The 11,517-nt window shown below is 67.4% G+C and carries 11 protein-coding genes; 5 read left to right on the top strand and 6 right to left on the bottom strand.

What is annotated here, in order from left to right; genetic code table 11:
* Together VFL64_RS08555 and phaC are read right to left on the bottom strand one after the other, a co-directional pair.
* Window positions 1-704: thiolase family protein (locus tag VFL64_RS08555; protein WP_489539955.1), on the bottom strand; the 704-nt coding region annotated here is incomplete at its 3' end.
* A gap of 55 nt (window positions 705-759) precedes the next feature.
* Window positions 760-2,442: a class I poly(R)-hydroxyalkanoic acid synthase gene (gene phaC, locus VFL64_RS08550; protein ID WP_489539954.1), complete on the bottom strand. Its 1,683-nt coding sequence runs from the start codon at window positions 2,440-2,442 to the stop codon at window positions 760-762.
* A gap of 97 nt (window positions 2,443-2,539) precedes the next feature.
* Between phaC and VFL64_RS08545 the strand changes: the two genes are divergently transcribed.
* Complete coding sequence (locus tag VFL64_RS08545; protein WP_489539953.1) at window positions 2,540-2,809, top strand: hypothetical protein; 270 nt, start codon at window positions 2,540-2,542, stop codon at window positions 2,807-2,809.
* Here VFL64_RS08545 and pgeF read toward each other — a convergent pair.
* Genes pgeF through VFL64_RS08530 form a run of 3 tightly spaced genes read right to left on the bottom strand, consistent with a single transcriptional unit; the run spans window position 2,741 to window position 4,853 of the window.
* Window positions 2,741-3,511, bottom strand: coding sequence for a peptidoglycan editing factor PgeF (pgeF, locus tag VFL64_RS08540; RefSeq protein WP_489539952.1), 771 nt, complete (start codon window positions 3,509-3,511; stop codon window positions 2,741-2,743). The genes VFL64_RS08545 and pgeF overlap by 69 nt on opposite strands.
* Complete coding sequence (gene maiA, locus VFL64_RS08535; RefSeq protein ID WP_489539951.1) at window positions 3,498-4,139, bottom strand: maleylacetoacetate isomerase; 642 nt, start codon at window positions 4,137-4,139, stop codon at window positions 3,498-3,500. The genes pgeF and maiA overlap by 14 nt, the downstream gene beginning before the upstream one ends.
* A 6-nt stretch (window positions 4,140-4,145) precedes the next feature.
* Window positions 4,146-4,853 carry a fumarylacetoacetate hydrolase family protein gene (locus tag VFL64_RS08530; protein WP_489539950.1) on the bottom strand — a complete coding sequence of 236 codons (708 nt, stop codon included), beginning with the start codon at window positions 4,851-4,853 and terminating at the stop codon, window positions 4,146-4,148.
* Between the two features lie 120 nt (window positions 4,854-4,973).
* Here VFL64_RS08530 and VFL64_RS08525 point away from each other — a divergent pair, with 120 nt between their 5' ends.
* From VFL64_RS08525 to VFL64_RS08515, 3 genes are all read left to right on the top strand, one after another.
* The gene (locus VFL64_RS08525; RefSeq protein WP_489539949.1) at window positions 4,974-5,519 is read left to right on the top strand and encodes an NUDIX hydrolase; all 546 of its coding nucleotides are present in this window, start codon (window positions 4,974-4,976) and stop codon (window positions 5,517-5,519) included.
* A gap of 17 nt (window positions 5,520-5,536) precedes the next feature.
* On the top strand, window positions 5,537-7,765 hold the full coding sequence (locus tag VFL64_RS08520; protein WP_489539948.1) for a type I secretion system permease/ATPase: 2,229 nt from the start codon (window positions 5,537-5,539) through the stop codon (window positions 7,763-7,765).
* A gap of 121 nt (window positions 7,766-7,886) precedes the next feature.
* Window positions 7,887-9,350, top strand: a complete 1,464-nt coding sequence (locus VFL64_RS08515; RefSeq protein WP_489539947.1) for an HlyD family type I secretion periplasmic adaptor subunit — start codon at window positions 7,887-7,889, stop codon at window positions 9,348-9,350.
* Window positions 9,351-9,362: 12 nt separating this feature from the next.
* Here VFL64_RS08515 and VFL64_RS08510 read toward each other — a convergent pair whose 3' ends face one another.
* On the bottom strand, window positions 9,363-11,174 hold the full coding sequence (locus tag VFL64_RS08510; protein WP_489539946.1) for a sensor domain-containing diguanylate cyclase: 1,812 nt from the start codon (window positions 11,172-11,174) through the stop codon (window positions 9,363-9,365).
* Between VFL64_RS08510 and VFL64_RS08505 the strand changes: the two genes are divergently transcribed.
* Window positions 11,148-11,399, top strand: coding sequence for a hypothetical protein (locus VFL64_RS08505; RefSeq protein WP_489539945.1), 252 nt, complete (start codon window positions 11,148-11,150; stop codon window positions 11,397-11,399). The two genes, VFL64_RS08510 and VFL64_RS08505, sit on opposite strands and share 27 nt — an antisense overlap.
* Window positions 11,400-11,517: the final 118 nt, after the last annotated feature.

Below are 11,517 nucleotides of genomic sequence, written 5' to 3'. Positions count from 1 at the left end.
ATGAACTCGTCCTTGTCGAAGACGATCGGGTCGCCCTTCTTCTGCGGAATGTTGACGGCGACGATCTCGTCCTTGAACTTGCCGGCGTCCTGGGCGGCCGCCGCCTTGGTCTGGCTGCCGAGCGCGAGTTCGTCCTGCGCGGCCGCGGCCTTCTGCTGGGAGGCCAGGGCCAGCGCGTCCTGCGCTTCGCGGCTGATGCCGTACTTCTTGGCGACGTTCTCGGCGGTGATGCCCATGTGGTACTGGTTGTACACATCGAGCAGGCCATCGACGATCATCGAGTCGACCAGCTTCCAGTCGCCCATGCGCTGGCCGTCGCGCGAGTTGGGCAGCACGTGGGGCGCGAGGCTCATGTTCTCCTGCCCGCCGGCGATCACGATCTCGGAGTCGCCGTCACGGATGGCCTGCGCGGCGAGCATCACCGACTTGAGGCCCGAGCCGCACACGGCGTTGATGGTCAGCGCCGGCACCGATTGCGGCAGGCCGCTCTTGATGACGGCCTGGCGGGCCGGGTTCTGGCCCGATCCGGCGGTGAGCACTTGGCCGAGGATCACCTCGTTGACCTGGTCGCCGGTGAGCTTGGCGCGTTTGAGCAGCTCCACGATCACCGCGGCGCCGAGTTCGGGCGCGGGCACCTTGGCCAGGCTGCCGCCGAACTTGCCCACGGCGGTACGGGCGGCTGCAACGATCACGATGTCGGACATGGCGGTTCTCCTGGTTGGACGGGTCGAATGAATGTGGTCTCGGGCACGGAGCAGGTCAAGCCTTCTGCTTGACGTAGCGCCCGGGTGCAGGCTCGATGGGCTTGTAGGTGCGGTTGCCAGGCGCCTTGGGTGCAGGCACCTGCTTGCCGGAATGGCTCTTGAGCCAGGCGTCCCAGTCGGGCCACCAGCTGCCCGGGGTCTCCTTGGCCTTGTCGAACCAGGCCTTGGCCGTGGCAGGCAGCGCCGCACCACCCACCCAGTAGTTGCGCTTCTTCTTGGCCGGCGGGTTGATCACGCCGGCGATGTGGCCCGAGGCGCCGAGGACGAAGCGGCACTTGGCCCCCTTGAGCACCTGGGTGTTGCGGTAGGCGCCGTCCCACGGGACGATGTGGTCTTCCTTCGAGCCGTAGACGTAGGTGGGTGCGGTGATCTTGCCCAGGTCGACCGGCACGCCGCACACGGTGGTCTTGCCCGGCTTGATGAGGTTGTTTTCGAGGTAGGTGTTGCGCAGGTACCAGCAGTACATGGGCCCGGGCAGGTTGGTGCTGTCGCTGTTCCAGTAGAGCAGGTCGAAGGGGGGTGGCGTCTCGCCCTTGAGGTAGTTGCCCACCACGTAGTTCCAGACCAGATCGTTGGGGCGCAGCGCGCTGAAGGTCGAGGCCAGCTCCTGCCCCTTGAGCAGGCTGCCGCCTCCGGGGCTGTCGGGGCCGAGCGTCAGTTCGCGCATCTGCACCATGGCTTCGTCGACAAAGAGATCCAGAACGCCGGTGTTGGTGAAGTCCAGGAAGGTCGTCAGCAAGGTCATGCTGGCTGCAGGCTTCTTGCCGCGCGCCGCCAGCACCGCGAGCGCAGTGGCAAGGATCGTGCCGCCCACGCAGAAGCCCAGCGTGTTGATGGTCTTGGCGCCGGTGATCTCCTGCACCACGTCGATGGCCTTGATGGCGGCGGTCTCGATGTAGTCGTCCCAGGTCAACTGGGCCACGGAGTCGTCGGCATTGCGCCAGCTCATCACGTACACACGGTGGCCCTGGCTCACCGCATGGCGGATCAGCGAGTTCTCGGGCTGCAGGTCGCGGATGTAGTACTTGTTGATGCAGGGCGGCACCATCAGCAGCGGGCGCTCGAACACCGTCTTGGTCAGCGGCTTGTATTCGATCAGCTGGAAGAGCTCGTTCTCGAACACCACGCTGCCTTCGGTGGTGGCCACGTTGCGGCCGACCTCGAACACGGTCTCGTCGGTCTGCGACATGTGGCCTTGCTGCAGGTCTTGCCACAGCTGGCGCAGGCCCTGCGACAGGCTCTCGCCCTGTGTCTTGACGGCCAGGTTCATCGCCTCGGGGTTGAGCGGCAGGTAGTTGCTGGGCGAGGCCGCGGCCACCCACTGCTGCACGGCAAAGCGCACGCGCTGGCGGGTCTTCTCCTCGCCCTGCAGGCTGTCGGCCAGCTTGTTCAGCGTGCGCGCATTGAGCAGGTAGAGCTGGGCGCTGAAGGCGGCGGCTGGATTGCCCGACCACGCGGCATCGGCAAAGCGCTTGTCGTCGAGGGTGGGCCGTGCCTCGCCCTTGGGCGGGCTGACGATGCGGTTCCACAACTCGGTGGCTTCCTTCACGTACTCGCTCTGCATGGCGCTCAAGGTGGGCAGCGGCAGGTTCAGATCGGTCAGCGCCTTGAACGCCTCGCCCACGGTCGAGCCATAAGCCTCAGCCGCAGGCTGGGCGCGCGATGTCTTGGTACTCATGTGTCTCCTTGCAGGCTCATCTGGACAGCGCTCGCGGCGCTAAAGTGTGCGCCGCCGGATACGTCATTTTCGTGATCTGGCTCATGAAAGAACAAAAATGTATCTCGTCGCCATAGGCTGGATGTTCGTGGTTTTGATGATGGCGGCGGCCGAGGCCATGAGCCCGATCGGCACGGTGCTGGGCGCACTGATCACGCTGTTGCTGTATGGCGTGTTGCCCTTGTCGATCGTGCTGTATGTGATGGGGGCGCCGATGCGGCGCCGCGCCCGCAGGGCGGCCGAACAGCAGGACGCGGCATCAGCTGCGCCAGATGGAAGCCGCCATGCGGCCGGTGACGCCGTCGCGCCGGAACGAGAAGAACCGTGAGCGGCCCTCCAGCGTGTCACGCACCGTGCACCACTCGCCGCCAGTGACACGCTCCACGCCCAGCGCAGCGAGCCGGTCACGCGCGAGTTGCGGCAGGTTGGCCAGCCACTTGCCCTCGCGCAGTGGCTTGAAGCGCGACACATCGGCGTGGTTGTTGACGTGAACCGGATCGACACCGAAACCTTCGAGAACATCGGCCCCCACTTCGAAAGATGCAGGGCCAATGCAAGCCCCGAGCCAGCATTCGATTTGCGCCGGTTCGCAAGCAGCCGCCTCGCACAGCTGATTCACGGTGGCCTCGACGATGCCACCGGCCAGGCCACGCCAACCGGCATGGGCTGCCCCGACGGCGCCCGGCGCGGCCAGGAGCACGGGCATGCAATCGGCGACCTGCACCGTGCAGGCCAGGCCGGTTTCGGTCGTGATGCAGGCGTCTGCCTCCTGCACGGGTGTGCCGAGGTCGGCCTGGGTCAGGCGCAGCACGCGCGTGCCATGCACCTGCTTCATGAACACCGGCGCCGCGCCCAGGGCCTGCTGAAACAGCTCGCGGTTGCGCGCCACGTGCTCCGGCATGTCACCGACCGCAATGCCCAGGTTCATGCTGTCCCACGGAGCCGAGCTGCAACCGCCGGCCCGCGTGCTCATCAGGCTGGCCACGCCTGGCTGCTGCCAGGTGGCCCGCAACCAGTCAGGGTGCTGCATCCGGGCAGGCGGACGGCTGGGCCGCCGTGAAGGCGTCGAGCTTCATGCACTCACCGAAGACGCGCATCACCTCGGGCACATGGTCCGTGCGGCACTCCATGCGCTGGGCATTGAAGATCTGCGGCACCAGGATCGTGTCGGCCAGGGTCGGGCTGTCGCCATGGCAGAAGCGGCCGGTGGACGGGTGGCCCGCGAGCTGGCGTTCCACGGTCTCCAGGCCGGTCTCGACCCAATGGCGGTACCAGGTGTTCTTCTGTTCCTCGCTGAGCTTCATCTCGTGCACGAGGTAGCGCAGCACGCGCAGGTTGTTGATGGGGTGGATCTCGCAGGCAATGTCGAGCGCCAGGGAACGCACGCGGGCGCGGCCCAGCGGGTCGGCGGGCAGCAGCGGCGGCTCGGGGTGGGTTTCGTCGAGGTATTCGATGATCGCGAGCGACTGGGTGATCAGCTCGTCGTCCACCCGCAGCGCGGGGATCAGGTGGGCCGGCAACATGGTGTCGTAAGGCGGCTTCAGGTGCTCGCTCTTGACCAGGTGCACCGGCACGTAGTCGTACGACAAGCCCTTCAGCGCCAGCGCGATGCGCACGCGGAACGAAGCCGACGAGCGAAAGTAGCTGTACAGCTTCATGGCGTGTCAGCCCGCGACGATCTTCACTTGCAAGGAGCCGACCCCATCCACACGGGCATGCAGCGTGTCGCCTTCAAGCACCGCCGCCACGCCTTCGGGCGTGCCGGTGAAGATCAGGTCGCCGGGCGCCAGATCCCAGGCCATGGACAGTTGCTCGATGATCTCCGGCACGCTCCAGATCAGCTTGCCAATCACGCTGCCCTGGCGCGGCGCGCCGTTCACGTCGAGCGTGATGCGGGTGGCGGCATTGATGTAGCACTGCGCCGCGGGGCGGACAGGCCCGATGGGCGCGGACTGGTCGAAGCCCTTGCCGATGCACCAGGGCCGGCCGAGCTTCTTGGCCTCGCCCTGCAGGTCGCGGCGGGTCATGTCCAGGCCCACCGCATAGCCCCAGATGTGATCCAGGGCATCGACAGCGCGGATGTTGCGCCCACCCTTGCCGATGGCCACCACCAGCTCGACCTCGTGGTGCAGGTCGCGCGTCAGGCTCGGGTAGCGCATCTCGCCGACCACCCCTTCAGCCACCGGCAGCGCCGCGTCGGCCGGCTTGAGGAAGAAGAACGGCGGCTCGCGGCCGGTGTGGCCCATCTCGATGGCGTGGTCGACGTAGTTGCGGCCTACGCAGTAGATGCGGTGGATGGGGAATTGGGCCCCCGCTTCGCCGCCCGCAACGGGCACGGCAGGCACGCGGGGAACTGGCAGCACATAGCTCATTCGAAAGCGTCTCCAGAACGGCAAAGGGAACGCGCCGGATGATGCCACGCGACCACACCCCCTGCCGAGGCAGGGCTTGCGCCAACAGGCAGCCCGCCTGACTCGCTCTAAACTGCCCCGATGTTCACGCCCCGGAGTTTCAAGCACTGCAAGGCCTGCGGGTCCCCGGTGCAGTACACCATCCCGGCCGACGACAACCGCGAGCGCGCCACCTGCACCGTCTGCGGCACCGTCCACTACGAAAACCCGCTGAACGTGGTGGGCACCCTGCCGGTGTGGAAGGACAAGGTGCTGCTGTGCCGCCGCAACATCGAGCCGCGCCACGGCTTCTGGACGCTGCCGGCGGGCTTCATGGAGTTGGGCGAGACCACCGAGCAGGGCGCCATCCGCGAGACGACTGAAGAGGCCGGCGCGCGCGTCGAGCTGCAAGGCCTGTACACCCTGCTCAACGTCGTGCGCGTGGGCCAGCTGCACCTGTTCTACCGCGCCCGCCTGCTCGACACCGACTTCGCCCCCGGCCCCGAGACCATCGAAGCGCAGCTGTTTGCCGAAGCGGAGGTTCCCTGGGACGATCTGGCCTTCCGGACGGTGCGTGAAACCTTGAAGTGCTTCTTTGAAGACCGGCGACAGGGCCAGTTCGGCCTGCACTGTGCCGACATCGGCTGAGCAACCCGCCCCACCCCATGCCCAACACCGGCCCTGCCCCGCTGCCTCCCCACCCCGCCCAGCCCGCACAGCCGGCCGGTGCCGCAGGCAGTGCCACCACGCAGCTGCGCGAAGACCTCATCAACCCCGACCCGCTGCTCGACTGCCTGGTCGAGGTGTGCCGCCTGCATGGCCAGGCGGCTTCGCGCGCCTCGCTCTCGGCCGGCCTGCCGCTGGGCACCAACGGCAAGGGGCGGCTGACGCTGGAGCTGGCCGAGCGCGCCGCCTCGCGCGCCGGCATGGCGGCCAAGCTGCAGCGCCTGCCGCTCAGCCGCATCGACATCGCCTCACTGCCCGCCATCGTCATCCTGCGCGACAACCAGGCTTGCGTGCTGATGAGTTGGGAAGCCGGTGGCGAGATCGCCCGCGTGCTGCTGCCCGAGACGGGCCAGGGCTCGATCAGCATCGGCCGGGGCGAGCTGGAAGCGCGCTACACCGGCGTGGTGCTGTTCGTGCGGCCGCATTTCCGCTTCGACGCGCGCACGCCCGAGGTCCGCAGCGTCAAGATCAAGCACTGGTTCTGGAGCGCGCTCATGGAGCAGCGCTTCGTCTACCGCGACGTGCTCTGGGCGGCGCTGCTGATCAACTTCTTCGCCCTGGTCTTCCCGATGTTCAGCATGAACGTCTACGACCGCGTGGTGCCCAACAACGCCACCGAGACGCTGTGGGCCCTGTCGATCGGCGTGGTGCTCATCATGTGCGCCGACGTCTTCATGCGCGGCCTGCGCAGCCACTTCGTCGACGAGGCCAGCGCGCGCATCGACGTGCAGATCTCCGCCCGCCTGATGGAAAGGGTGCTGGGCATGCGGCTGGAGAACCGGCCCGAGTCGGTGGGCTCCTTCGCCTCCAACCTGCGTGGCTTCGAGCAGGTGCGCGACTTCATTGCCTCGAGCACGGTCACCGCACTGATCGACCTGCCCTTCGCGCTGATCTTCATCGTCGTGCTGGCCTGGATCTCGCCGTGGCTGGCCGTGCCGGTGGTGCTCACCTTCGCCATCATCCTGGTGATGGGCTACGTGCTGCAGTACCGGCTGCACGCGCTCTCGCAGACCACCTACCAGGCCTCGGCGCAGCGCAACGCCACGCTGATCGAGAGCCTGACCGGCATCGAAACCATCAAGTCCCTCGGCGCCGAAAGCGTGGTGCAGGCCAAGTGGGAGCGCGCCAACGTGTTCCTCTCGCGCACCGGCGTGCAGATGCGGGCGATGTCGTCGTCGGCCACCTACCTCACCGGCTGGCTCTCACAGGCGGTGACGGTGGCCATCATCATCATCGGCGTCTACCTCATCAGCCAGCGCGAGCTGACCATGGGGGCGCTGATTGCGGCCTCGATGCTCGCTGGCCGCGCGCTCGGGCCGGCCGGGCAGATCGTGGGCCTCTTGATGCAGTACCAGGGCGCCCGCACGGCGATGGAGTCGCTCAACAAGATCATGGAGCGCCCGGTCGAGCGGCCGGAGGGCGAGAGCTTCATCCAGCGCCCGCAGCTGCGCGGCGACATCGAGTTTCGCAACGTCAAGTTCAGCTACCCCAACCGGCAGGACTCCGCGCTCGAAGGCCTGAGCTTCAAGATCACCGCCGGCGAACGCGTGGCACTGATCGGCCGTGTGGGTTCGGGCAAGTCGACCATCCAGCGCCTCATCATGGGCCTGTACCAGCCCACCGAAGGCGCGGTGCTGCTCGACGGCATCGACCTGCGCCAGCTCGACCCGGCCGACGTGCGCCGCAACCTCGGCTACGTCTCGCAGGACGTGACGCTCTTCTACGGCACGCTGCGCGAGAACATCACCTTCGGCCTGCCCTATGCCGACGACTCGGCCATCGTGACGGCGGCGGAACTCTCGGGCATGGCCAACTTCATCAACCGCCACCCGCGCGGCTTCGACATGCCGGTGGGTGAGCGCGGCGAATCGCTCTCGGGCGGCCAGCGCCAGGGCATCGGCCTCGCGCGCGCGGTGCTGCACAACGCGCCCATCCTGCTGCTCGACGAACCCACCAGCGCGATGGACTTCACCACCGAGGCGCAGATCACGCAGAGCATCGGCCAGTTCGCCCACAACAAGACGGTGGTGCTGGTGACGCACCGCACCTCGCTGCTCTCGATGGTCACGCGGGTGATCGTGATCGACGGCGGCAAGATCGTGGCCGACGGGCCGCGCGACCGCATCATGGAAGCGCTGTCCACCGGCCGCATCGCGAGGGCTGCATGACGGCCCCCCAGTCGCTTCGCTCCTGCCCCCAAGGGGCGCCACCCCGAAGGCCCGGCAAAGCCGGATCCTTGGGGCGTGGCCCGATGTCGCGCTTGCTTCGCTCGCGCACGAAGGATCTCCGATGACAGCGCCGGAAACTGACAAGCCCGAAGGCCGCACCTATGCGCGGCTCATCCATGCCGGCAACCGCGTGCTCGCGGTGCTGGAGAAGATCCGCGTGGCCATCACGCCGCTGACCGACCGGCTCTTCGGCGGCGCCGCCACGGACCCGCAGCAGGCCAGCCAGGCGGGTTTCCGCAGCTTCGAGCAAGAAGCCGACGAAGTGATGTCGCGCAGCGAGACGCAGCGCGCGCAGAAGATCGTGCGCGCCTCGGTGGTCATCATGCTGCTGCTGCTGCTGTGGGCCGCGCTCGCGCAGATCGACGAGGTCACGCGCGGCGAAGGCAAGGTCATCCCCTCGCGGCAGCTGCAGGTTCTGCAGTCGCTCGACGGCGGCGTGGTGTCGGAAATCCTGGTCAAGGAGGGCCAGGTGGTCGAAGCCGGCCAGCTGCTGCTGAAGATCGACGAGACGCGCGCCACCTCGGGCGTGCGCGAGAGCGCGGCCCAGGGCTTCGCACTGCGCGCCCGCCAGGCGCGGCTGAGCGCGCTGGCCGACGGCAGCGAGTTCAAGCCACCGAGCAGCACCGACCCGGAAGAGATCCGCATCCTGCAGGGCGAGCAGGCGCTGTACGAGGCCAAACGCACCGAGCTGTCGACCATGCTGTCGATCAACAACCAGCAGTTGCAGCAGCGCCAGCAGGAGCTGGCCGAGATGCGCTCGCGCAAGGCCTCGGCCGACCGCGCGCTCGACCTCGGGCAGCAGGAACTCACCAAGACCAAGCCGCTGCTGGCCACCGGCGCGGTGAGCGAGGTCGACAGCCTGCGGCTGGAGCGCGAGATCTCGCGCAGCCGTGGCGACTCCGAACAGGCCGGCGCCCAGATCGCCCGCGTGCAGGCGGCCATCGGTGAGGCGCAGCGCAAAATCCAGGAGACCGAGATCGCCTTCCGCAACGAAGCCCGCAAGGAGCTGGCCGAGGTGGTGGGCAAGCTCAACGCACTCAACGAAGGCCAGGTCGCACTCACCGACAAGGTGGCCAAGTCGCAGGTCAAGTCGCCGGTGCGAGGGCGCGTGCAGCGCCTGCTGGCCAATACGGTCGGCGGCGTGGTGCAGCCCGGCAAGGACATCGTGGAGATCGTGCCGCTCGACGACCAGCTGGTGCTCGAAGCGCGCATGGCGCCGAAAGACATCGCCTTCATCCGCCCCGACCAGAGCGCGCTGGTCAAGTTCACGGCCTATGACTTCTCGATCTACGGCGGCCTCGATGCCAAGGTGGAGAACATCAGCCCCGACACCGTGGTCGACGAGCGCGGCAACGCCTACTACCTGGTGCGCGTGCGCACCACGCGCTCCAACTTCAGCGAGAAGCTGCCCATCATCCCGGGCATGACGGCCGAGGTCGACGTGCTGACGGGCCAGAAGACCGTGCTGGCCTACCTGCTGAAACCCGTACTCAAGGTCAAGGCCTACGCGCTGAAAGAGCGCTGAGGTCCGCCCGGCTCACGCCGCGGCCAGCATCGCCCGGTTGCGCCCGGCCCCCTTGGCCCCGTACAAGGCCTCGTCGGCCGCCGAGATGAACTCGGCCACCGGCCGGTGCGGGTCGGTCACCCGTGCCACCACGCCCAGGCTGATGCTGATGGGGATGCGCCGGCCGCGGTAGATGAACTGGATCTCCTCGACCGCGCGCCGCATGCGCTCGGCCACCTCCAGCGCGTGCGTGGCGTCGGTGCCCGGCAGCACGATCGCGAACTCCTCGCCGCCGTAGCGCGCCACCAGGTCGGTGGAGCGGCCCACGGTGCGGGCCAGCGTGGCCGCCACCAGCTTCAGGCACTCGTCGCCCGCCAGGTGGCCCACGGTGTCGTTGATCTTCTTGAAGTAGTCGATGTCGGCCAGCAGCAGCGCCAGCGGCGTGCCGGTGCGGGCCGAGCGGTCGTGTTCCTTCTTGAGCGTCTCGTCGAAGTAGCGACGGTTGTAGACCTTGGTCAGGCCATCGGTCACGCTCAGCTTGGCCAGCTGCACGTTGGCGAGCTCCACGTTCTCCATCGCCCGCTTGAGTTCGGCCGTGCGGTCGAGCACGCGCAGCTCCAGCTCTTCGTTGGCCTTGAGCTGCACGGACAGGGCGTGCTCCTGGGCGAGGATCTTCTCCTCGCGTTCCTGCTCGACCTTGCGCAACAGGCGCAGCGATTCGCGCTCGGCGGCTTCCTTGGAGGCCTTCTCGCGCTTGATCTGCTCGGCCAGCGCGATCGACAGCAGCACCGTCTCGACCACGAAGCCCAGGTGCTGGGCGTTGATCACCCACCAGCCCCGCTCCAGCGCGCCGAACATGGACAACAGCGTCACGAAGGTGGCCACGATGATCGTGATCCAGGCGATGGCGAAGTACCGGGCCAGCACGTTGCCCTTGATGGACAGGTAGAGCGAGCTGTAGACCCCGAGCACGCCGCTGGCGATGCCGCCCAGTGCGATGGCCAGGCCCAGCGCACGGGTCGACGGGAAGAAGGCAGCCAGCGTGCACACCGCCCAGAACACGACGCTGGCCTGGTTGATGCGGTTGAGGTGCCGGGTGGCCTGCTTCAGCGACAGGAAGTGGCGGAAGAACAAGGTCGCCGTGAGGAAGCTGAAGCAGGCGAAGAGCTCGTAGCCGCGCGCCTTCAGCCACTCGCTGCCGCCCCAGACGTAGAACGGCCCGTAGCCGGTGATCACCAGCTCGTACAGCACGATGGACAGCAGGTAGGCCGAGTACCACAGGAAGCTGCGCTCGCGCGTGAAGATGAAGAGGCTCAGGTTGTAGAAGAACATCACCCCGAGCACGCCGAACAGCAGCCCCATCGCCACGGCATGGTCGTATCGCTTGGCGTGGAGTTCCTTCTCTTCCCAGAGCATGAGCGGCACGGTGAACTGGGTGTCGGTCTGCACACGCAGCAGCACGCTGGCGCGCTCGCCGGCGCCAAACTCGATGGGGAAAGGCGGCGTCGGGTCTTTCAGCAGCTGGCCCTGGGTCGGCCGGCTGAGGCCGGCGCTGTGGGCCGACAGCACACGCTGTGCAGCCGGATCGACCTGGTGGAAATCGATGTTCTTCAGCACCGGCATGTCGATGGCCAACAGCCAGCTCGTGCCGGCGTCGGCCTGGTTGTTTACCGTGAAGCGAATCCACACCGGCTTGACCTGGCGCGACAGGTTGATGCGCTTGCCGGGGTAGAGGGCCCAGCGCCCGGCCATCTCGGGCGCCATGACACGCAGGGGCGTCAGGTGCTCGCCGGGCTCCTCGATCAGCAGCTCGACGCCATGGTCGACCTGGACGGGCGATGCCATGCCCCTGCGCAGCACGATGTCGTCCGGCTGGGCGGCCAGAGCGGGCGCGCACGCCAGCATCCAGGCGAGCTGAAGCAGCAGCAGAACGCCGGCCAGGCCATGGCGTCGGGCTGGGAGCAGGAAAGGCAGGAGAGAGGACATCGGTCGGTCGGCGAAAGCAGCCGCCGTGTCGGCGAGGTGGTTCGCGTGTTGTTGTTGTCGGTGGTGGCCGAAACCCATGGCTGAAGATTCTGAGACCGATCTCCCCGATCACCGCGCCAGTAATTCACGCGCCATTCAAGCGTGTTCTAGAGGCAAGCCCTTAGATGCCTGCCGGATGGCGAAGCGTCGTCCGGACTCGGTT

The organism is Rhizobacter sp., from assembly GCF_035702065.1.
GTDB lineage: Bacteria > Pseudomonadota > Gammaproteobacteria > Burkholderiales > Burkholderiaceae_C > Rhizobacter.
This window is presented reverse-complemented; position numbering and strand designations above follow the sequence as displayed.